This window comes from Escherichia sp. WS2035 (assembly GCF_046487065.1).
GTDB lineage: Bacteria > Pseudomonadota > Gammaproteobacteria > Enterobacterales > Enterobacteriaceae > Escherichia > Escherichia coli.
Genome location: NZ_JBJQKD010000008.1, coordinates 49,927 through 71,415, shown reverse-complemented (window position 1 = coordinate 71,415; position 21,489 = coordinate 49,927). Strand labels below are relative to the sequence as shown.

Below are 21,489 nucleotides of genomic sequence, written 5' to 3'. Positions count from 1 at the left end.
CGTGATGAGAAACAAACCTTTTTATCTTCTGTGCGCTTTTTTGTGGCTGGCGGTGAGTCACGCTTTGGCTGCGGATAGCACGATTACTATCCGCGGCTATGTCAGAGATAACGGCTGTAGTGTGGCCGCTGAATCAACCAATTTTACTGTTGATTTGATGGAAAACGCGGCGAAGCAATTTAACAACATTGGCGCGACGACTCCTGTCGTTCCATTTCGTATTTTGCTGTCACCCTGTGGTAACGCTGTTTCTGCCGTAAAGGTTGGGTTTACTGGCGTTGCAGATAGCCACAATGCCAACCTGCTTGCACTTGAAAATACGGTGTCAGCGGCTGCGGGACTGGGAATACAGCTTCTGAATGAGCAGCAAAATGAGATACCCCTTAATGCCCCATCGTCCGCGATTTCGTGGACGACCCTGACGCCGGGTAAACCAAATACGTTGAATTTTTACGCCCGGCTAATGGCGACACAGGTGCCTGTCACTGCGGGGCATATCAATGCCACGGCTACCTTCACTCTTGAATATCAGTAACTGGAGATGCTCATGAAATGGCGCAAACGTGGGTATTTATTGGCGGCAATGTTGGCGTTCGCAAGTGCGACGATACAGGCAGCCGATGTCACCATCACGGTGAACGGTAAGGTCGTCGCCAAACCGTGTACGGTTTCCACCACCAATGCCACGGTTGATCTCGGCGATCTTTATTCTTTCAGTCTGATGTCTGCCGGGGCGGCATCGGCCTGGCATGATGTTGCGCTTGAGTTGACTAATTGTCCGGTGGGAACGTCGAGGGTCACTGCCAGCTTCAGCGGGGCAGCCGACAGTACCGGATATTATAAAAATCAGGGGACCGCGCAAAACATCCAGTTAGAGCTACAGGATGACAGTGGCAACACATTGAATACTGGCGCAACCAAAACAGTTCAGGTGGATGATTCCTCACAATCAGCGCACTTCCCGTTACAGGTCAGAGCATTGACGGTAAATGGCGGAGCCACTCAGGGAACCATTCAGGCAGTGATTAGCATTACCTATACCTACAGCTGAACCCAAAGAGATGATTGTAATGAAACGAGTTATTACCCTGTTTGCTGTACTGCTGATGGGCTGGTCGGTAAATGCCTGGTCATTCGCCTGTAAAACCGCCAATGGTACCGCAATCCCTATTGGCGGTGGCAGCGCCAATGTTTATGTAAACCTTGCGCCTGCCGTGAATGTGGGGCAAAACCTGGTCGTGGATCTTTCGACGCAAATCTTTTGCCATAACGATTACCCGGAAACCATTACAGATTATGTCACACTGCAACGAGGCTCGGCTTATGGCGGCGTGTTATCTAATTTTTCCGGGACCGTAAAATATAATGGCAGTAGCTATCCTTTCCCTACTACCAGCGAAACGCCGCGGGTTGTTTATAATTCGAGAACGGATAAGCCGTGGCCGGTGGCGCTTTATTTGACGCCTGTGAGCAGTGCGGGGGGAGTGGCGATTAAAGCTGGCTCATTAATTGCCGTGCTAATTTTGCGACAGACCAACAACTATAACAGCGATGATTTCCAGTTTGTGTGGAATATTTACGCCAATAATGATGTGGTGGTGCCTACTGGCGGCTGTGATGTTTCTGCTCGTGATGTCACCGTTACTCTGCCGGACTACCCTGGTTCAGTGCCGATTCCTCTTACCGTTTATTGTGCGAAAAGCCAAAACCTGGGGTATTACCTCTCCGGCACAACCGCAGATGCGGGCAACTCGATTTTCACCAATACCGCGTCGTTTTCACCAGCGCAGGGCGTCGGCGTACAGTTGACGCGCAACGGTACGATTATTCCAGCGAATAACACGGTATCGTTAGGAGTAGTAGGGACTTCGGCGGTAAGTCTGGGATTAACGGCAAATTACGCACGTACCGGAGGGCAGGTGACTGCAGGGAATGTGCAATCGATTATTGGCGTAACTTTTGTTTATCAATAAAGAAATCACAGGGCATTGCTAATGCAGGTACGCAATATTGCCTGAAGCTAAAAACCTGCACGTTAGCCCTTTGTAGGCCAGATAAGACGCGTCAGCGTCGCATCTGGCATAAACAAAGCGCACTTTGCTGGTCTGTTCCCCTCACCCTAACCCTCTCCCCGGAGGGGCGAGGGGACTGGCCGGGCACATTTTTAGACTTTGTCATCAGTCAGAGCCTGCCAATGGCAGGCTCTGGTGCTCTTTTACGCTACCATGCTGATAATCAACACAATAATCAGCCCAACCACGGAGTTGACCAGCTCCAGCAGACCCCAGGTTTTCAACGTGTCTTTTACTGACAGGTCAAAGTAACCTTTGAACAGCCAGAATGAGGCATCATTAATGTGGGTGAGGGTGTTGGAACCCGCAGCCGTCGCCAGCACCAGCAGCGCCGGATTCACGCCAATCAGCTGACCAGTTGCTGGATCAAGGATTGCAGCACTGATAATCCCGGCGGCGGTCATCGCCGAAACGACACCCTGACCCGTCGCCAGACGAATTAGCACAGTGATCAGCCATGCCATAATGTAGGGCGAGATATTGCCGTGGGACATCAACATGCCGATGGTGTCACCAATGCCGGTGTCGATGATGGTCTGCTTCAGCACGCCACCCGCACCGATGATCAGAATCACCATTGCAATGCTCTTCACCGCGCTTTCAAAAGCGTTCATCACCCACTGCATGTCATGACCACGCGCGGTACCAAAGAGTACGAATGCAACCACCATCGCAATAAACATTGCAATCGGCGAGGAACCGATAAAGTTAACCACTTCCCAGGCAGGGGTATCTTTTACCAGCCAGATATTGGCGATGGTGGTGGAGATCATAATGATCGCCGGGATCAGCGGCACCAGAATCGAGACACCAAAAGAGGGCAGGTTGTTCATATCAACCGGTTGATCCGCTTTCAGAAATGACGGTGTCGGGCGCTCAAGGTTGCCGAGGAATTTCGGCAAGATCAGTCCCGCACAGATTACGCTGGGAATAGTCACCAGGACGCCATAGATATAAACCATCCCCATATCTGCGCCGTAAGCATTCACCAGCGCCACCGGACCCGGTTGCGGAGGGAACAGTGAATGTGCGGTGGTGGCCGCCGCTACTGCCGGAATAGCCAGTTTCAGGAACGGTATTTTGGCTTCGGCGGCAATTACGATCACCAGCGGCGCCAGCATAATAAAGGCCACTTCATAGAACATCGCCAGACCAAAAATAAGTCCGATGATAATCACTGATATCTGAACATAGCGCAGGCCGAGACGTGCCAGCAGGGTATGCGCTATCTGGTGAGCAGCGCCGGAGTCGACCATCAATTTACCGATGACCGCACCAAACACCACGATGATCGCCAGTTCCCCCAGCGTGTTGCCGAAACCTGCTTTCATGGTGTGCAGCAGCGACATCAAATCCATACCGGCCAGCATCCCGACGGACAGCGCCGCCACCAACAAAGCCACCATCGAATTGATTTTGAACTTCAAATTCAGTACCAGCATCAGGCCAATGCCGAATACCACCCAGAGAATGTTAAGCACATGCATAACGTTTTACCTTTTACCTGGTTGAACCGTTGTTATTTTGGGCGACATGTTATGTAAATTGGTCAACCATTGTTGCGGTGAATGTCACATCCTCTGATCAATAACCATCGATTACCCTTTGCTGCAATTTGCAGCAACAACCGTGAGAGTAAAATTCTTGTGATGTGGTTAACCAATTTTAGAATTCGGGTTGACATGTCTTACCAAAAGGTAGAACTTATACGCCATCTCATCCGATGCGACGCTACGGCTGTGGCCGGGTTGTTCATCCGGATACCTAAACAACTCCGGGGTTCCGCGTCTCTTCGCTGTTGAACCCACTATGTGAAAGAGGAAAAATCATGGAACAGACCTGGCGCTGGTACGGCCCAAACGATCCGGTTTCTTTAGCTGATGTCCGTCAGGCGGGCGCAACTGGCGTGGTTACCGCGCTGCACCATATCCCGAATGGCGAAGTATGGTCCGTTGAAGAGATCCTCAAACGCAAGGCGATCGTTGAAGACGCAGGCCTGGTATGGTCTGTCGTAGAAAGCGTGCCAATTCACGAAGATATCAAAACCCACACCGGCAACTATGAGCAGTGGATCGCTAACTATCAGCAGACTCTGCGCAACCTGGCGCAGTGCGGCATTCGCACCGTGTGCTACAACTTCATGCCGGTGCTCGACTGGACTCGTACTGACCTCGAATACGTGCTGCCAGACGGCTCCAAAGCGCTGCGTTTCGACCAGATCGAATTTGCAGCATTTGAACTGCACATCCTGAAGCGTCCAGGCGCAGAAGCGGATTACACCGAAGAAGAAATTGCTCAGGCAGCAGTTCGCTTCGCTACCATGAGCGACGAAGACAAAGCGCGTCTGACCCGTAACATCATCGCCGGTCTGCCGGGCGCGGAAGAAGGTTATACCCTCGACCAGTTCCGTAAGCACCTGGAGCTGTACAAAGATATCGACAAAGCCAAACTGCGCGAAAACTTTGCTGTCTTCCTGAAAGCCATTATTCCGGTTGCCGAAGAAGTTGGCGTCCGTATGGCTGTTCACCCGGACGATCCGCCGCGCCCGATCCTCGGCCTGCCGCGCATTGTTTCCACCATTGAAGATATGCAGTGGATGGTTGATACCGTAAACAGCATGGCGAACGGTTTCACCATGTGCACCGGTTCCTACGGCGTGCGTGCTGACAACGATCTGGTTGATATGATCAAGCAGTTCGGTCCGCGTATTTACTTCACCCATCTGCGCTCCACCATGCGTGAAGATAACCCGAAAACCTTCCACGAAGCGGCGCACCTGAACGGTGACGTTGATATGTACGAAGTGGTGAAAGCGATTGTTGAAGAAGAACACCGTCGTAAAGCTGAAGGCAAAGAAGACCTGATCCCGATGCGTCCGGACCACGGTCATCAGATGCTGGACGACCTGAAGAAGAAAACCAATCCTGGTTACTCCGCAATTGGTCGTCTGAAAGGCCTGGCCGAAGTTCGCGGTGTCGAACTGGCGATCCAGCGCGCTTTCTTTAGCCGTTAATATCCACCGGCATGGCTGCGCGCCGTGCCGGTTCCTTCTTCCTTGCCGTCACTCTCTGAAGACGGATTCTGGAGTTTACGATGACTACTATTGTTGACAGCAATCTGCCGGTTGCCCGCCCGTCATGGGATCATTCTCGTCTGGAATCACGCATTGTGCATCTCGGTTGCGGGGCGTTTCACCGCGCGCACCAGGCGCTGTATACCCATCATCTGCTGGAAAGTACCGACAGCGACTGGGGTATCTGCGAAGTTAACCTGATGCCAGGCAACGACCGCGTGCTGATCGAAAACCTGAAAAAACAGCAACTGCTGTACACCGTGGCGGAAAAAGGCGCGGAAAGCACCGAGCTGAAAATTATCGGTTCGATGAAAGAAGCGCTGCATCCGGAAATCGACGGTTGCGAAGGTATTCTCAACGCGATGGCGCGTCCGCAGACGGCGATTGTCTCTCTGACGGTCACGGAAAAAGGCTACTGCGCTGATGCGGCAAGCGGTCAGCTGGATCTCAATAACCCGCTGATCAAGCACGATCTGGAAAACCCGACTGCGCCGAAGTCTGCGATTGGTTACATCGTAGAAGCCCTGCGTCTGCGTCGTGAAAAAGGGCTGAAAGCGTTTACGGTGATGTCCTGCGATAACGTGCGTGAAAACGGTCATGTGGCGAAGGTTGCCGTTCTTGGGCTGGCTCAGGCGCGTGACCCGCAACTGGCGGCATGGATTGAAGAGAACGTCACCTTCCCGTGCACCATGGTTGACCGCATCGTTCCGGCGGCGACGCCAGAAACCTTACAGGAAATTGCCGACCAGCTGGGTGTTTACGACCCGTGCGCCATTGCCTGCGAACCGTTCCGTCAGTGGGTAATTGAAGATAACTTCGTTAATGGTCGTCCGGACTGGGATAAAGTCGGCGCGCAGTTTGTTGCGGATGTTGTACCGTTCGAAATGATGAAGCTGCGTATGCTGAACGGTAGCCACTCTTTCCTGGCGTACCTCGGTTACCTCGGCGGCTATGAAACTATTGCCGACACCATGACTAACCCGGCTTATCGCAAAGCGGCCTTTGCCCTGATGATGCAGGAACAAGCGCCAACGCTGTCGATGCCGGAAGGTACGGACCTGAACGCCTATGCGACGCTGCTGATCGAGCGTTTCAGCAACCCGTCTCTGCGTCACCGTACCTGGCAGATTGCAATGGACGGCAGCCAGAAGTTACCGCAGCGTCTGTTGGACCCTGTGCGTCTGCACCTGCAAAACGGCGGCAGCTGGCGTCACCTGGCGCTGGGCGTGGCGGGCTGGATGCGCTACACCCAGGGCGTGGATGAGCAGGGTAATGCCATTGACGTGGTTGACCCGATGCTGGCGGAGTTCCAGAAGATCAACGCGCAGTATCAGGGTGCAGACCGCGTGAAAGCACTGCTGGGCCTGAGCGGTATCTTTGCCGATGATCTGCCGCAGAACGCCGACTTTGTTGGCGCGGTGACGGCGGCATATCAGCAGCTGTGTGAGCGCGGTGCGCGCGAGTGTGTGGCTGCGCTGTAACTAACTGATTACCCTACAGACTTACTGGTCAATCAAACTAATATTTGGTTGACCAGTTTTCGTTTTTTTGCCCACCTGTACGTGCCAACATCCAGTGCTAATGGTATAGTTTGAGCTTAACGGGTGCCGTAAAATTGCCCGTTGTAGGTCGGATAAGGCGTTCACGCCGCATCCGGAAAAAATTTGATTAACCGCACCTAACGGACACAACACCATGAAATCTGCCACCTCTGCGCAAAGACCTTACCAGGAAGTCGGGGCGATGATCCGCGATCTGATCATAAAGACGCCGTACAATCCTGGCGAACGGCTGCCACCGGAGCGTGAAATTGCAGAAATGCTTGATGTCACGCGGACGGTGGTACGTGAAGCGCTGATCATGCTGGAGATCAAAGGGCTGGTGGAAGTGCGTCGGGGTGCAGGTATCTATGTTCTTGATAGCTCAGGCAGCCACAACGCAGACAGTCCGGATGCCAACGTCTGCAACGATGCCGGTCCTTTTGAGCTGTTACAGGCGCGGCAGTTACTGGAAAGTAACATCGCCGAGTTTGCCGCCCTGCAGGCTACCCGCGAAGATATCGTCAAAATGCGCCAGGCATTGCAACTGGAAGAGCGTGAACTGGCTTCCAGCGCGCCGGGCAGCAGCGAAAGCGGTGACATGCAGTTCCATCTCGCTATTGCCGAAGCAACGCATAACAGCATGCTGGTGGAGTTATTCCGTCAGTCCTGGCAGTGGCGGGAAAACAATCCAATGTGGATCCAGTTGCACAGCCACCTGGATGACAGCCTGTATCGCAAAGAGTGGTTGGGCGATCACAAACAGATCCTCGCCGCGTTAATCAAAAAAGATGCCCGAGCGGCGAAGCTGGCAATGTGGCAGCATCTGGAGAATGTGAAGCAGCGCTTGCTGGAGTTCTCTAATGTTGATGACATCTATTTCGATGGCTATCTGTTTGATTCATGGCCGCTGGATAAAGTCGACGCCTGATCCCTCATTTCTGGTGCAAAGTTTAACCGCTTTGCACTATGTATGTTCCCTGAATAGTTAATTATGTTCTGCAGAATATATTATGCGTAAATTAATCATTACGTACGATATATTGTTTTGGAATAATTATATATCAGTTTAACGCTGAAAAATTATTCGGAATAATCAGAATATGTTAACGTATTTCCGTTATGTTTAATGACTTTTGTCAAATGATACCTTTTTAAATTAAAAGTCAGTGGATATTCTTTTCTGTACAGTGTTTTATCTTTGGCGGATCTTATAAATCCCTTATGAAAGTGCCAGGGACGCAATGAGCATAAAGGAATGATTATGGAATATGAGCATCAACCCAGTGGTGTCCGGCAGCCAGGGCAGGATACAGATGCCACTAAACGTCAGGAGTGCGCAAAATGATGCGCCAATCAGTTCAGACGGTATTACCTGAAAGTACAGGAAACAATACGTTATCGCTGCGTGATTCCGTATGCCGGGATCTCTTTCAACTTTTTAGTTCTCCCCATTCACCGCTACCAATATTACTTGTTTCAGGCATGCCTGAGTGGCAAGGGCATAATCAGAGCGACAAGCTTCTCCAGAGTTGGTATTGCCGCCAGTTGCGTTCCGCGCTTTTATTTCATGATCCACGTATTGCGGCATTGCAGGTCAATCTGAAAGAAGCCTATTGCCACGAGTTGGCCATTAGTCTGGAGATGATGCTGTACCACGATGATGAGCCGCTAACGTTTGACCTGGTCTGGCAGAAGGGGAGCTGGCATCGCACGATGCCGCAGTAAATGACGGGAAACGCGATACGCGCAAGACGTATCGCGTTAGGTCACAATTAGTGGGAGGTTCTGATTGCTGCTTTCAAGGCCGGAAGCCGGGATGGACTGGCACTGAGCTTATCAATCCCCATGGTGAGCAGTCGTGCTGTTTGCTGGATATCTCCAGCCATTTCGCCGCACATACTGACCGGAATTTCATTATTACGTCCGGCCTGACACACCATAGCAATAGCGTTAATCACCGCGTCATTACGATAATCGACCAGTTCCGCGACGGTGCTATTTCCTCTGTCTGCCGCCATAATATATTGCGTCAGATCGTTGGTGCCGATGGAAAAGAAATCGACTTCACTGGCTAATTTTTCTGCAATCATGACTGCAGCAGGAACCTCAATCATAATTCCCAGCGCCGGAAGATTTTCTGCAGTAAGTCCCAGCAGTTTTGCCTGAGCATGTATCAATGTTTTGACGGCCCTGACCTCCTCGAGCGTTGAAACCATCGGCAGCATAATTTGCAACGTTGGGTATTCTTTCCCGGCCCTGATAAGTGCGCGCAATTGAGGAATAAATATTTGTGGATGCGCCAGACACAACCGGATACCTCGAAGTCCCAGGAAGGGGTTGTCCTCTGTGGGTAAAGGGTATGAAGGTAGCGGTTTATCACCACCAATGTCCAGAGTCCGGATCGTGACTGGTTTGTCGCCAAAAACTCGGGCGACAGAACAATACACACGGAACTGCTCTTCCTCATCAGGTAATGTCGCAGAATCGTGGAATAAAAACTCGGTACGCAGCAAGCCAACGCCCTCAGCGCCGTGAGATAGCGCAGCCTCAATATCTTGCAGATCACCAATATTCGCCAGCACGCTGATGTTACGCCCACCTTGCGTGACAGCGGGCAGCATGGCATCAGCTAACTGACGATCCCTTTGTTGCCGCCATGCTTCGGCGCGTTGCAGTAAATCCAGGCGGGTGACCTCATCCGGCTGTAGCCACAAACGGCCTGTTTCACCATCAAGAATGACCGTATCGTTATCGCGGACGTTTTGCGGGGTAATCGCCGCTTTCACAATAGCGGGGATTCCCATTGCTCTGGCAAGGATCGCTGTATGTGAAGTTGTTCCGCCATTATGAAGACAAATGCCAAGAATGTGTGCTTTATTCAGGCTGGTTATCTGTGATGGCAACAGATCGTTGGCTAACAAAATGCAGGGCGCGGTAGTGATAAAGTGTTGTTCACTTACCCCGCAAAGCTGGTTCAGTACCTGACGTGTAAGGTCACGGATATCTGCCTCGCGTTCACGTAAATACAGTGTTTCCGCATGACAATATTGCTCTGCCAGTGCCTGCATGACTTCTAACCATGCGAATTCTGCCTGTTGACCCTTTGCCAGACTTTGTTGTAGTTGCCGGTTAATCTCTGGATCTTCAAGCATCATTTTATGGGCGGCAAAAATATCGCCTTCAGGGCCTGCCGCTTTATCGGCAAGTTCACAAACAACAATGTCGATAACAGACTCGATTCGCGACAGCTCTTCTTGCGGAGAATCGACGGTGCGCTGCGTAATTTCTGGTCGTTCGCAGGTAAACCATTTAACAGGACCAATAGCGATACCATTTTGTACTGACAAGCCTGATATTGCGCCATCGACAGGGGCGCTGACCACCGGCGTTTCCGTTAGCGGAATCTCTGAAGAAGCGAGCAGGTGAGCTTCACCAAAATGATTTTTCGCCAACGTTTCAATTGCCTTGAGAGCGTCACTGGCATCGGTGCCTTCGGCCTGGAAGATGATTTCATCGCCACAGCGGACGCCCAGCATTGCCAGTTCGTTGAGACTGCGGGTGCTGGCGCGTTTATCGCCTTTGATGACGATAATGTTTGCCGAATATTGTGCTGATACTTTCAGGATGCTGGCTGCCGGACGAGCATGAATGCCGTGGGGATTACATATCGTCCAGCAAAAAGTTTGCCATTCACCGGAATGATTGACTGGTGATATTGCTGGAATAACCTCGCCTGCAGGCGGGGATGGCATGAGCTGCTGCTGTTTAGCGCACAGCGCAAGATCCACTTCAGCGATAATCTCCGTCACCGAAAGCCCCGCTGCGGCAGACGTTACCGCTGACATGGCACCTTCCACTACAGGGGCGGCGAGCAGATAAATTGCACTTCTTTGCTCTTCAGAAAGCAGCTCCAGCGCCATCTCGGTACTAAGCAGCGCACTGCCCATATCCATGAGTACCAGAACGCCATCCGGTGACCAGACCGATTCAATCGCAGACATAATGGCAATAGCATCAGTGCCAATCGGATTTTGCGGATCATCAATACCTGCAGCAATGGCCAGAGGAACGTCCCCTCCAGACATCTGTAGTGCTAATTCCTCAATCCCCTGGGCGAGACGTAGACTATGAGAAACAATAACAATGGCAACCATAATTTATCCCGCGAATTCTTCCTGCATAGCCTTAATCATCAGCCAGGAGGAGGTCGCGCCTGGATCCTGATGGCCCACACTGCGAGCGCCGAGATAACTGGCACGTCCTTTTTTCGCCTGCATATTGATGGTGTTATCGACGGCTGTTGCCGCATCTTGCACCATCGTATTCAGCAGAAGGGAAGGCGACATTCCGGCTTGCAGGTTCTTTTTGGCTTCGTGGAGGACTGGAACCCAGACATCACACAGTGTTTTATCCCCTTGTTCTGCTTTTCCTCGTGCGATAACGCCTGCAATCCCTTCTTCCAGACACGCCAGCCACTCTTCCAGAGTTAATTCTGTTCTGGCTCCCACTGCCGCAGAAGCGCGAATAAATAATGTGCCGTAAAGAGGACCACTGGCACCGCCAACGCTGGAAAGTAGTTTCATGCCAGTATTTTTAAGGATATTGCCAATATGCTGACGTTCAATGTCGGGCAACGTCGCTTTCACGGCACTGAAACCACGATTCATATTGAGGCCGTGGTCGGCATCACCAATATCTCTGTCAAGTGCGGTTAGAAAATCTTGTTGTTCAGTAAGATGTGCAGCACAACTCTCCAGCCAGGCAATAACATGTTTGTTTTGAATTTTCATATAATGTCCTTATTAACATCCCCAACGAAGCGCTGGCGTATTGACCGGGGCATCCCAAAGTTGCAAAAACTCTGGGGTACATTTCAGCAGGCTAATGGAAAATCCGGCCATATCTAATGATGTACAATAATTACCGACCAACTGGCGGCTAATTTTAATTCCCTGGCGCTGTGCGGCGCACATAAATACCCTGGCTACACCATATAACTCTGATTCAGGCGTGCTGCCAAGTCCGTTAATTAACACAATATATTCGGCATTTTGATCGAATGACTCATTCATTGATGATGCGTCAATCCATCCCCCCGCATGGCGATCCCAATGGCGTAATGTGCGTCGCCAGGGGGTATTATCCAGTAATTGCGCTATCACGCTGTCGATTAAAGTGTCCAGATCTTGCAAAGTGCGGCGTTCAATGCCGGGTTCACCGTGGATTCCGACACCAAATTCGATTTCATTATCAGCCAGTTCAAATGAGGGTTTTCCCGCGGCGGGAACCGTACAGGCTGACAGTGCGATGCCAAAAGAACGTGTGGCATTGTTAACATCTTTGCCAAGTTGCTCGCACTGCCCCAGGTTATATCCCTGAAGTGCAGCCGCACCGACAATCTTTTCAACAAAAACTGTACCCGCAACACCGCGACGTCCGGCTGTATACAGGCTATCTTTTACCGCTACATCATCATCAATAATGACGGTCCCAACGGCGATGCCTTCTTCGTGTAACATCTCGACTGCCGTTTCGAAATTCAGAATATCGCCAGTGTAATTTTTGATGAAAAACAGAACGCCAGAACCATTATCAACCGCTTTGGCACATTCGATCATTTGATCTGGCGTGGGCGATGTGAAGATTTCACCAGGACATGCACCGGTTAACATTCCCATACCGACAAAACCTGCATGCAGTGGTTCATGGCCTGAGCCGCCGCCTGAAATCAGCGCCACTGCATTATCGGTTTGTTTGCACCACACATATCGGGGCGCGTAATTTGCCTGCAGGTGTGGCCAGGTGGCGATGAGTCCTTCCATTTGTTCTGTGACAACAGAATCAATCTGGTTAATTAATTTCTTCATAGTCATTCCTGTTCTGATAAATTACGTAAATCGCGCTAAATATGCTTTCGAGATTAATTCTCCAGCCGCAATAAAACAAATCGCACGATAATAAGATTCATAATGAAACAGTTAATTCATTGTGTTGTTCCAAAATGAAATGGGACCAGCGTGGATATTGATATATTGTGATTAAGGCATGAAAAGTGTTTTTTATTATCATCTGCAGATGATGTTTTTTACAGCGCGATCATAAAACATAATTTTTCGCGAATGAAATGTTTGCCGCCACTGGATGCAACGAGTAGGTTAACAGTGAAGCAAAACAAGTTACGCGAGGAATGATATGGATAAGATTATTATAAGTCCGGCTAAATATATCCAGGGAAATGGTTCTCTGGATAATATTGCTACGTATGCGGCGAGTTTGGGAACAGAACCATTAATTATTGCAGATGAATTTGTGACCGGTCTGGTTGGTGACAGAGTAAGCCAGAGCTTTGCAAGAGAAAACATTATTGCGGATTTTGATGTTTTTTGCGGTGAATGCTCGCAAAATGAAATTTCTCGAATTCGTGAGAAATTTAATCAGCGTAAATATAATGTCGTTATTGGTATTGGCGGCGGTAAAACGTTGGATACGGCAAAAGCCGTAGCGTATTACCAAAAAATTCCGGTGGTGGTGGTGCCGACAATTGCTTCCACAGATGCGCCAACCAGTTCTCTGGCAGTAATTTACACCCCGGAAGGCCAGTTTAGCGAATATCTGTTTTTCCCGAAAAACCCGGATATGGTGATTATGGATACTGGCGTCATTTCAGCCGCGCCAGTGCGTCTGCTGGTGGCCGGTATGGGAGATGCATTGTCAACCTGGTTTGAGGCGAGAGCCAATCAGGCGTCAGGAAAAGCCACAATGGCAGGTGGGGCGTCGACACTGGCGGCACTGGCTATTGCCCGACTCTGTTATACCACGCTACTGGAAGATGGCTATAAGGCAAAAGTCGCGGTTGAACAATGTGTTAGTACCAAAGCGGTAGAGAATATTATCGAAGCTAATACCTATCTTAGCGGCATTGGATTTGAAAGTAGCGGCCTGGCGGCAGCTCATGCCATTCATAACGGCATGACGCAACTGGAGGAATGCCATCATTGCTACCACGGTGAAAAAGTGGCATTTGGCGTCCTGGTACAGCTCGTACTGGAAAACGCACCACAGGAGGAAATTGAAACCGTACTCAATTTCTGCCATAGCGTTGGCTTGCCGACAAATCTTCATATGTTAGGCGTGAAGGAAATTAATAAAGATAAATTACGGGCAGTGGCTGAAGCCGCGACTGCTGAAGGGGAAACTATCCATAATATGCCATTCGTAGTAACAGCGCAGGACGTTCTTTGCACAATTTTAACTGCACATCATTTGGGACTTTAAAAAATAATACGGCCTGTGCAAAGCAGGCCGTTGGTGTCATTTTAAATACTTCATTCGGGAATAAATATGACCAGTAACTGGAAACGTTGGATCACGCTGGCGTTATGTGGTATTGCCGGAAGTGCAATATATAAATTGCCTTATTTACGGGAAACCTATTACGACGCGATGCAGCAGGCTACAGGAGCGACTAATGCTGAACTTGGTTTTCTAATGACAGCCTATGGATTGGTGAACTTTTTATTATATCTACCTGGCGGTTGGGCTGCCGATAGATTTTCTGCACGTAAATTAATGACCTTTTCATTAATTTCCACCGGGATAAGCGGTTTTTATTATGCGACCTTCCCCTCGTATACCATGATCTGTTTGTTACATGCACTTTGGGCTGTTACAACCGTATTTACGTTTTGGGCCGTGTGTGTGCGAATTATTCGTACCCTGGGAACCAGCGAAGAACAAGGTCGCTTATACGGTTACTGGTTTCTGGGTAAGGGATTAACCTCCATTGTACTGGGATTTCTTTCCGTGCCGGTATTTGCCAAATTTGGCGAAGGTGTTGATGGTTTACGGGCGACAATTATTTTTTATTCCGTAGTGACTATTCTGGCCGGTGTTTTAGCCTGGTTTGTTTGTCAGGATGAAACACACAGCGAAGATAAAGCGAATTTCCGTCTGGCAGATATGGCATTCGTGCTGAAAATGCCGACGGTTTGGCTGGCAGGTGTTGTGACCTTTTGTATGTGGTCAATTTATATCGGCTTTGGCATGGTCACGCCGTATCTCACGCAGATCCTGCATATGGGCGAATCGGAAGTGGCAGTTGCCAGTATTCTTCGCGCCTATGTGTTATTTGCGATGGGGGGATTAATTGGCGGACAACTGGCCGACCGCTGTGCGTCACGCACGCGTTTTATGATTTACGCCTTTATCGGCATGATTGTCTTTACTACCGTTTATTTCTTCCTGCCCGGTGAGTCGCGCTACGTCACGATTGCGCTGGCGAATATGGTTGCGTTGGGCGTGTTTATTTACTCTGCGAATGCCGTGTTCTTCTCAATTATTGATGAGGTTCGGATCCCGGCAAAAGTCACAGGGACTGCTGCGGGTCTGATCTCTTTACTGACCTATTTCCCGGAAATCTACTGCTACACGATGGTGGGCAATATGGTCGACCGCAAACCGGGTATTGCCGGTTATCAGGATGTTTTCCTGTTCATGTTGGTTTGCGCATTCATCGGCCTTATCGCCGCACTGGTCCTCCAGCGTGTGAATCGTAAAAGTAAAAATCAAGTCAATGAAATCACTGAAAACAATGCGGATTGCGCATCCTGAATCTGACGGGGGAACCAATGGTGGACATGATTAATGAAAGTGCACGGCAAACGCCAGTCATTGCACAAACGGACGTTCTGGTTATCGGGGGCGGTCCGGCAGGATTATCCGCTGCCATTGCGGCAGGGCGGTTAGGTGCCAGAACCATGATTGTTGAGCGTTACGGCTCACTAGGCGGCGTATTGACGCAGGTTGGTGTGGAAAGTTTTGCCTGGTATCGCCATCCGGGGACGGAAGATTGTGAAGGGATCTGTCGTGAGTATGAAGGCCGCGCACGAGCGCTGGGTTTCACACGACCAGAACCTCAGTCAATTAGCGAAGTTATAGATACTGAAGGATTTAAAGTTGTCGCCGATCAGATGATTACGGAATCTGGCGTTGAGCCGTTATATCACTCCTGGGTTGTGGACGTGATCAAGGACGGGGATACGTTATGCGGTGTTATCGTCGAGAATAAATCAGGTCGAGGGGCAATTCTGGCGAAAAGAATCGTCGATTGCACGGGGGATGCTGATATTGCCGCTCGTGCAGGCGCGCCCTGGACGAAACGGAGCAAGGACCAACTGATGGGCGTCACCGTGATGTTCAGTTGCGCAGGTGTTGATGTGGCACGCTTTAACCGTTTTGTTGCGGAAGAACTTAAGCCGACCTACGCGGATTGGGGCAAAAACTGGACGATTCAAACCACGGGTAAAGAAGACCCGATGTTTAGCCCGTATATGGAGGATATTTTTACCCGCGCGCAACAGGATGGTGTGATTCCAGGTGACGCCCAGGCGATTGCCGGAACCTGGTCGACCTTTTCTGAAAGCGGTGAGGCTTTCCAGATGAATATGGTGTACGCCTTTGGTTTTGACTGTACCGATGTCTTCGATTTAACCAAAGCTGAGATTGCCGGAAGGCAGCAAGCATTATGGGCAATTGACGCACTACGCCACTATGTTCCGGGCTTTGAAAATGTACGGTTACGCAATTTTGGTGCCACGCTGGGGACGCGTGAATCACGGCTTATTGAGGGGGAAATACGTATTGCTGATGATTACGTCCTTAACCAGGGGCGTTGTTCGGACAGTGTAGGGATTTTCCCGGAATTTATTGATGGTTCCGGTTATCTCATTTTGCCAACGACCGGGCGTTTCTTTCAGATCCCTTATGGTTGTCTGGTGCCGCAAAAAGTGGAGAACCTTTTGGTCGCCGGTCGCTGTATTTCCGCAGGCGTAGTTGCACATACTTCTATGCGTAACATGATGTGTTGTGCCGTTACCGGTGAGGCCGCAGGTACTGCCGCCGTGGTTTCGCTACAGCAAAATTGCACCGTGCGTCAGGTTGCTATCCCTGATTTGCAAAACACGCTGCAACAGCAGGGCGTACGTCTGGCATAACAACAAGGCGCAGAGAGCTGAAAGCCTGTCTGCGCCTTGCAGGAGAAAGACCATGAGGGACGATGACCTTGAGCACTTAAGTGCCAATTACTGGATAACCACAGTTCTCTGCGGCCTCTTTTTGGGGATATTCCTGTTCATGCTGCAACAGCATCAGCGTGGTTTAGCGCTGTATTGTATTGCGGCACTTTCACTTATTTGCGCCTTTTTTTCTTTACGCCTTTCCCGACAATTGCAACACATGAAAAAGGAACGGCGAAATATTCGTCCTCATTGAATGAAAACATTCAGGAGACTGAAATGCAATATTTAAAAAAACGCTTTTCTTTGATTGAACTGAATGTGTTTATCCCAGCAATATTATTTATTGCGGTAATCATTCTGTGCTTGACGATATATCCGCAAGATACCAGTCAGTATATAAATAAAATACATCATTTTTTGACCTGGGAAATGGGTGGAATTTTTCTGGTCATGACTTTTCTGGTTGTACTTTGTTGTCTGTGGCTGGCCTTCTCACGTTATGGCGATATCTTGTTAGGTCAGTCGGGAGAAAAACCTGACTTCAGCTTGTTAACCTGGCTTGGACTTATTTTTACTTCTGGAAAGGGGGGCAGCTTGTTATATCTGGCCTCTGTAGAGTGGATTTGGATCATTCAGCAACCGCCTTTTGGCGCAACAGCAGGAAGCGCTCAGGCTGCTCGTTGGGCCTCTGCTTATGGCATGTTCCATTGGGGGCCGTCCGCATGGGCATGGTATTTGATTTGCGCCGTTCCTATTGGTTGGTTTATGCATGTTAAGAAAACGAACTCATTAAAGGTCAGTGATTTATGTCGTGGATGCCTGGGGACGCATGCTGATGGTTTTTGCGGACATTGTGTAAACTTTTTCTATATGTTTGGTTTGCTCGGCGGCGCGGTAACGTCGCTGGCGCTGGGAACGCCGATGATTTCTGCCGTATTTTGCCATGTGTTCCATCTGGATCCTGCCGGGCAGTTTATCAATGTCATGGTTATTTTTATCTGGACGCTAGTACCATTATTCATTCTCTTTTTTGGACTTAAAAAAGGTGTGGCATGGGCCAGTAACTGGAATATTCGTGCTGACATTTTGATGCTACTGGCAATACTGATTTGTGGACCAACGGCATTTATACTTAATCAATCAATTGATGGTCTCGGCCTGATGCTGCAAAATTTTGTAGCGATGAGTTTAAGTACCGATGCTATTGGTCGTAGCGGATTTCCACAGATGTGGACCGTATTTTATTTTTCATGGTGGGTCGTGTATGCCATCCCATTCGGTTTATTTATCGCCCGTATTTCAAAAGGAAGGACGATCCGGCAATTGATTGTATGTGGAACTCTGGCAGGTTCATTGGGATGCATGGTTTTTTACATGGTACTGGCTAATTTCGGCTTATCGTTGCAGACAACTCATGTCATCGATTTTGTTCCCATACTTAACGAACAAGGGCGAGGCGTTGTCGTTTCTCGTTTACTGGAGCAGCTACCCGCAAGTCAGGTGTTTTTGGTTGCTTTTGGGGCTATAGCATTAATTTCATATATTACCGGACACTGTACTGTGGGTTATGCCCTCGGTTTTGCGACGCAAAAACGGGCAGATAGTGAGAGTGAACCGGCATTCTGGAACGTGGCATTTTGGTTGATTATGACTGGAATCGTCGCCATCACACTCTATCTTCTTGATGCGCAGAGTTTGCAGCCGCTACAAACGGTCTCTATCCTGGCCGGACTACCGCTTTGCGGCGTAGTGTTTATTTTATTGAAGAGTTTTTTGACACAGCTTGCGGCTGAAGAGAAAAACGCGAGAGATGAATAATGATGTTCAGGAATGCCCGGTAATTTGCATTATCGGGCATTTTACCGAACGGGAATTAACTCAGGATCGCACGAAAATATCCCGCCAGATTTTCTCCAAGACGAATTAAATTATTTTCTCCCTGACTCAGCGCGGTCGGTAAATTGCAAGGGCCGTTGACGACAGAAAAACAGGCTTCTATTCCACACTGGCGTAACTCATTCAGATCAAGTTGATCATCGATATACCCGGCAATTGCGATAACCGGAACGCCCATCATCTGGGCAACTTTGGCTGCGCCTACGGGCGCTTTGCCATTCAGGCTCTGACTATCTAATTTCCCTTCACCGACAATGGCCAATGCTGCGTATTTTAAATGTTGGGTATATTGAATCGCTTCCAGCACGAGCGAAATACCCGGTTGTAAGCGAGCATCGAGAAAAGCCATCAAGGCCGCGCCAACGCCGCCAGCCGCCCCGGAACCGGGTATCGTATCGACGTCTTTACCACAACAACGGTAGATGCAACGGGCATAGTTTTTCATTCCCTGTTCCAGTTGCTCAAGGTCGTCAGCACTGGCCCCTTTTTGTTGAGCAAAAACCCGGGTCGCGCCGTTATCGCCGGTTAGTGGGTTGGTGACATCACAGGCTGCAATAAATTTCACATTTTTCAATCGTGGATCGAGGTGCTGTAAGTCAATGTGGTGAATTGCCGCCAGCCCCATCCCATTAACGGAGACTGATAGCCCTTCGGCGTCTGTAAACGATGCGCCAAGTGCCGACATCAACCCAATACCGCCATCATTTGTAGCACTGCCACCCAGGCATAGAATAACGGTATCAATATTGTGTTCCAGGGCGGCGAGAATAAGTTCGCCAGTGCCAAACGACGTCGTATAAAGGGGAGAACGCTGGACAGGAGAAACCAGTTCCAGCCCTGAAGCTTGTGCCAGTTCTATCACTGCGGTGGTTTGGTTGCCTAAAATACCGTATTGCGCAAGTATTGATTCGCCAAGCGGTCCGGTGACTGTTTTAGTGTAAAACGTACCGTCAGTCGCATGAATGAGTGTTTCGAGCGTGCCTTCGCCGCCGTCAGCCACGGGCAAACACACCAGTTGGCTGCCAGGCAGGACCTTGCGCCAGCCGATTGCCAGCGCTTCGGCGACTTTCCATGCAGGAAGGCATTCTTTAAAGGAGTCGGGGGAGATAACTATCTTCATAGCAGGTCTCTCAAAATAGGGGAATGGGGCAGGGCAACGAGTGAACGAAGGGAACCGGTGGTTCCCTTAATTCATTATTTACGGATAGTGAAATTGGCTTGTGTTTCAAGCGCCCGAATTAACGCAGAATGATCCCACTCTTGACCACCGAGCGCGGCGCAGGCGCTAAATAATTGTTGCGTCATAGCCGTGTTAGGAAGAGGGGTATTCAACAGGCGAGCATTCTCCAGTGCCAGATTCAGATCTTTTTGATGCAGACTAATACGAAAACCGGGTTCGAATGTTCCTTTAATCATCCGTTCGCCATGAACTTCCAGCACGCGAGAGGAGGCAAACCCTCCCATCAGCGCTTCACGTACGCGGGCGGGATCGGCACCTGATTTACTGGCAAAGAGCAGGGCTTCAGCCACTGCTTCAATATTCAGTGCAACAATAATTTGGTTAGCGACTTTGCACGTTTGACCATCACCGACGTTACCGACCAGAGTGATATTTTTACCCATCAATTCCAGAATCGGTTTGATCTGTAAATAAACCTCTTCACATCCGCCAACCATAATGGAAAGCGTCCCGGCTTTCGCGCCAACTTCACCGCCAGAGACGGGCGCATCGATATATTCCGCGCCTCCCGCGATAATACGTTGTGCGAATGCTTTGGTGGCAACCGGGGAAATTGAACTCATATCAATCACAATTTTCCCGTGGCTTAAACCGTGTATTACGCCATAGTTGGGATGGAAAAGAACATCCTCAACATGTGGGGTATCAGGGAGCATGGTGATGATGACCTCACACTCCTGCGCGACTTCACGCGGTGTAGAGCAAACAATGCCACGTTCACCAATAAGCTCTTGCGGTGCAGGTTCAAAATGCGCTGAAAAATAAAGAGTATGTCCGGCTTGTTGTAAATTATAAGCCATCGGCTTACCCATTATGCCGGTGCCGATAAATCCAATATTCATGATAAATACCTCAGGGATTAAAATTGAGTCTCGTTTTTTAGCCAGCGTAGACTTTCAGTCGTTGTCGTAGATGGAATATATTCGCAACCAATCCATCCCTGATAACCAATCTGGTCTATATAATTTAACAACCACGGGTAATTGATTTCTCCCGTCCCTGGTTCATGACGCCCAGGGTTATCGGCTAATTGAATATGTCCAATGTTATTCAGGTTGTTTTTGATTGTTGTAGCAATATTCCCTTCCATGATTTGCATATGATAAATATCGTATTGATAGCGAAAATCAGGATGATTTACATCATGAATAATATTGAGAGCTTGTCTGGTGTTGTTAACAAAAAAACCGGGAATATCTTTTGTATTAATGGCTTCCAGAACTAACTTTATGCCATGAGAAGCCAATTTATCTACTGCATAGCGCAAATTTTCGACCAGTGTTTCATGACATTGTTCATGCGAATAACCACCTGGATGTTTTCCTGCAAGGCAATTAACTTGTGAACAATTAAGGGCCAATGCATACTCTATTGCCCTGGAAACGCCCTTCTGAAATTCTTTTGCCCGACCAGGATGACATGCAATACCCCGTTCACCCTCTTGCCAGTTACCCGCAGGAAGATTAAACAGAACCTGCGTCAGATTATGTTGATGTAGTTGCGAAACCAACTCATCTGCGGAAAAGTCATAGGGGAAAAGATACTCAACGCCGTGGAATCCTGCGTGACTTGCCTGTGCAAAACGTTCAATAAATGGATACTCGGTAAAGAGCATAGATAAATTTGCTGCAAACTTTGCCATAATCCTGTT

18 protein-coding genes are annotated in these 21,489 nt (G+C 49.4%); 11 read left to right on the top strand and 7 right to left on the bottom strand.

Translation table 11 applies throughout. From position 1 onward, the window contains the following. The first annotated feature begins 4 nt into the window (after positions 1 to 4). From fimF to fimH, 3 genes are all read left to right on the top strand, one after another. A complete protein-coding gene (gene fimF, locus ACJHX4_RS14685) occupies positions 5 to 535 on the top strand; it encodes a type 1 fimbria minor subunit FimF (RefSeq protein ID WP_001244821.1) in 531 nt (176 codons plus the stop codon). Positions 536 to 607: 72 nt separating this feature from the next. Then, positions 608 to 1,051, top strand: coding sequence for a fimbrial protein (locus ACJHX4_RS14680; RefSeq protein ID WP_077897989.1), 444 nt, complete (start codon positions 608 to 610; stop codon positions 1,049 to 1,051). Positions 1,052 to 1,070: 19 nt separating this feature from the next. Further along, positions 1,071 to 1,973: a type 1 fimbria D-mannose specific adhesin FimH gene (fimH, locus tag ACJHX4_RS14675; RefSeq protein WP_001531278.1), complete on the top strand. Its 903-nt coding sequence runs from the start codon at positions 1,071 to 1,073 to the stop codon at positions 1,971 to 1,973. Positions 1,974 to 2,215: 242 nt separating this feature from the next. Here fimH and gntP read toward each other — a convergent pair whose 3' ends face one another. Next, on the bottom strand, positions 2,216 to 3,559 hold the full coding sequence (gntP, locus tag ACJHX4_RS14670) for a gluconate permease GntP (RefSeq protein ID WP_000558242.1): 1,344 nt from the start codon (positions 3,557 to 3,559) through the stop codon (positions 2,216 to 2,218). Positions 3,560 to 3,900: 341 nt separating this feature from the next. Here gntP and uxuA point away from each other — a divergent pair, with 341 nt between their 5' ends. From uxuA to iraD, 4 genes are all read left to right on the top strand, one after another. Continuing rightward, entirely contained in the window at positions 3,901 to 5,085 is a 1,185-nt protein-coding gene (gene uxuA, locus ACJHX4_RS14665) for a mannonate dehydratase (RefSeq protein WP_000438571.1), read from the top strand. Positions 5,086 to 5,165: 80 nt separating this feature from the next. Then, the gene (locus ACJHX4_RS14660; RefSeq protein ID WP_000208180.1) at positions 5,166 to 6,626 is read left to right on the top strand and encodes a fructuronate reductase; all 1,461 of its coding nucleotides are present in this window, start codon (positions 5,166 to 5,168) and stop codon (positions 6,624 to 6,626) included. A 214-nt stretch (positions 6,627 to 6,840) separates the two neighbouring features. Then, entirely contained in the window at positions 6,841 to 7,614 is a 774-nt protein-coding gene (gene uxuR / locus ACJHX4_RS14655) for a Uxu operon transcriptional regulator (RefSeq protein ID WP_000833684.1), read from the top strand. Between the two features lie 413 nt (positions 7,615 to 8,027). Next, positions 8,028 to 8,411: an anti-adapter protein IraD gene (gene iraD, locus ACJHX4_RS14650; protein WP_001531279.1), complete on the top strand. Its 384-nt coding sequence runs from the start codon at positions 8,028 to 8,030 to the stop codon at positions 8,409 to 8,411. A gap of 47 nt (positions 8,412 to 8,458) precedes the next feature. On the opposite strand, the gene ptsP is transcribed toward iraD, so the two are convergent. Genes ptsP through dhaK form a run of 3 tightly spaced genes read right to left on the bottom strand, consistent with a single transcriptional unit; the run spans position 8,459 to position 12,553 of the window. After that, positions 8,459 to 10,840: a phosphoenolpyruvate--protein phosphotransferase gene (gene ptsP / locus ACJHX4_RS14645; protein WP_001531280.1), complete on the bottom strand. Its 2,382-nt coding sequence runs from the start codon at positions 10,838 to 10,840 to the stop codon at positions 8,459 to 8,461. 3 nt (positions 10,841 to 10,843) lie between these two features. Next, complete coding sequence (dhaL, locus tag ACJHX4_RS14640; protein ID WP_001531281.1) at positions 10,844 to 11,476, bottom strand: dihydroxyacetone kinase subunit DhaL; 633 nt, start codon at positions 11,474 to 11,476, stop codon at positions 10,844 to 10,846. 12 nt (positions 11,477 to 11,488) lie between these two features. Then, positions 11,489 to 12,553: a dihydroxyacetone kinase subunit DhaK gene (dhaK, locus tag ACJHX4_RS14635; RefSeq protein ID WP_001531283.1), complete on the bottom strand. Its 1,065-nt coding sequence runs from the start codon at positions 12,551 to 12,553 to the stop codon at positions 11,489 to 11,491. Between the two features lie 325 nt (positions 12,554 to 12,878). Here dhaK and ACJHX4_RS14630 point away from each other — a divergent pair, with 325 nt between their 5' ends. From ACJHX4_RS14630 to ACJHX4_RS14615, 4 genes are all read left to right on the top strand, one after another. Then, positions 12,879 to 13,961: a glycerol dehydrogenase gene (locus ACJHX4_RS14630; protein ID WP_001531284.1), complete on the top strand. Its 1,083-nt coding sequence runs from the start codon at positions 12,879 to 12,881 to the stop codon at positions 13,959 to 13,961. 66 nt (positions 13,962 to 14,027) lie between these two features. Continuing rightward, a complete protein-coding gene (locus ACJHX4_RS14625; RefSeq protein ID WP_000203402.1) occupies positions 14,028 to 15,296 on the top strand; it encodes an MFS transporter in 1,269 nt (422 codons plus the stop codon). 17 nt (positions 15,297 to 15,313) lie between these two features. Then, complete coding sequence (locus ACJHX4_RS14620; protein ID WP_000228115.1) at positions 15,314 to 16,678, top strand: FAD-dependent oxidoreductase; 1,365 nt, start codon at positions 15,314 to 15,316, stop codon at positions 16,676 to 16,678. A 300-nt stretch (positions 16,679 to 16,978) separates the two neighbouring features. Continuing rightward, complete coding sequence (locus ACJHX4_RS14615) at positions 16,979 to 18,520, top strand: BCCT family transporter (RefSeq protein ID WP_001531288.1); 1,542 nt, start codon at positions 16,979 to 16,981, stop codon at positions 18,518 to 18,520. Between the two features lie 55 nt (positions 18,521 to 18,575). Here the strand turns inward: ACJHX4_RS14615 and ACJHX4_RS14610 are convergent, their stop codons facing one another. The 3 genes from ACJHX4_RS14610 to hyi all read right to left on the bottom strand — a co-directional run bounded on the left by ACJHX4_RS14610 (position 18,576) and on the right by hyi (position 21,480). Next, the gene (locus ACJHX4_RS14610) at positions 18,576 to 19,718 is read right to left on the bottom strand and encodes a glycerate kinase (RefSeq protein ID WP_001531289.1); all 1,143 of its coding nucleotides are present in this window, start codon (positions 19,716 to 19,718) and stop codon (positions 18,576 to 18,578) included. Positions 19,719 to 19,792: 74 nt separating this feature from the next. Beyond that, positions 19,793 to 20,680: a 2-hydroxy-3-oxopropionate reductase gene (locus ACJHX4_RS14605; RefSeq protein WP_001523875.1), complete on the bottom strand. Its 888-nt coding sequence runs from the start codon at positions 20,678 to 20,680 to the stop codon at positions 19,793 to 19,795. 17 nt (positions 20,681 to 20,697) lie between these two features. Further along, entirely contained in the window at positions 20,698 to 21,480 is a 783-nt protein-coding gene (gene hyi / locus ACJHX4_RS14600; RefSeq protein WP_001528254.1) for a hydroxypyruvate isomerase, read from the bottom strand. Positions 21,481 to 21,489: the final 9 nt, after the last annotated feature.

What these genes read in the sequence shown, in the direction of transcription:
- fimF (WP_001244821.1), top strand. Translation starts at nt 5, where the DNA reads ATGAGAAACAAACCTTTTTATCTTCTGTGCGCTTTTTTGTGGCTGGCG.
- fimH (WP_001531278.1), top strand. Translation starts at nt 1,071, where the DNA reads ATGAAACGAGTTATTACCCTGTTTGCTGTACTGCTGATGGGCTGGTCG.
- gntP (WP_000558242.1), bottom strand. Translation starts at nt 3,559, where the DNA reads ATGCATGTGCTTAACATTCTCTGGGTGGTATTCGGCATTGGCCTGATG.
- uxuA (WP_000438571.1), top strand. Translation starts at nt 3,901, where the DNA reads ATGGAACAGACCTGGCGCTGGTACGGCCCAAACGATCCGGTTTCTTTA.
- ACJHX4_RS14660 (WP_000208180.1), top strand. Translation starts at nt 5,166, where the DNA reads ATGACTACTATTGTTGACAGCAATCTGCCGGTTGCCCGCCCGTCATGG.
- uxuR (WP_000833684.1), top strand. Translation starts at nt 6,841, where the DNA reads ATGAAATCTGCCACCTCTGCGCAAAGACCTTACCAGGAAGTCGGGGCG.
- iraD (WP_001531279.1), top strand. Translation starts at nt 8,028, where the DNA reads ATGATGCGCCAATCAGTTCAGACGGTATTACCTGAAAGTACAGGAAAC.
- ptsP (WP_001531280.1), bottom strand. Translation starts at nt 10,840, where the DNA reads ATGGTTGCCATTGTTATTGTTTCTCATAGTCTACGTCTCGCCCAGGGG.
- dhaL (WP_001531281.1), bottom strand. Translation starts at nt 11,476, where the DNA reads ATGAAAATTCAAAACAAACATGTTATTGCCTGGCTGGAGAGTTGTGCT.
- dhaK (WP_001531283.1), bottom strand. Translation starts at nt 12,553, where the DNA reads ATGAAGAAATTAATTAACCAGATTGATTCTGTTGTCACAGAACAAATG.
- ACJHX4_RS14630 (WP_001531284.1), top strand. Translation starts at nt 12,879, where the DNA reads ATGGATAAGATTATTATAAGTCCGGCTAAATATATCCAGGGAAATGGT.
- ACJHX4_RS14625 (WP_000203402.1), top strand. Translation starts at nt 14,028, where the DNA reads ATGACCAGTAACTGGAAACGTTGGATCACGCTGGCGTTATGTGGTATT.
- ACJHX4_RS14620 (WP_000228115.1), top strand. Translation starts at nt 15,314, where the DNA reads ATGGTGGACATGATTAATGAAAGTGCACGGCAAACGCCAGTCATTGCA.
- ACJHX4_RS14615 (WP_001531288.1), top strand. Translation starts at nt 16,979, where the DNA reads ATGCAATATTTAAAAAAACGCTTTTCTTTGATTGAACTGAATGTGTTT.
- ACJHX4_RS14610 (WP_001531289.1), bottom strand. Translation starts at nt 19,718, where the DNA reads ATGAAGATAGTTATCTCCCCCGACTCCTTTAAAGAATGCCTTCCTGCA.
- ACJHX4_RS14605 (WP_001523875.1), bottom strand. Translation starts at nt 20,680, where the DNA reads ATGAATATTGGATTTATCGGCACCGGCATAATGGGTAAGCCGATGGCT.
- hyi (WP_001528254.1), bottom strand. Translation starts at nt 21,480, where the DNA reads ATGGCAAAGTTTGCAGCAAATTTATCTATGCTCTTTACCGAGTATCCA.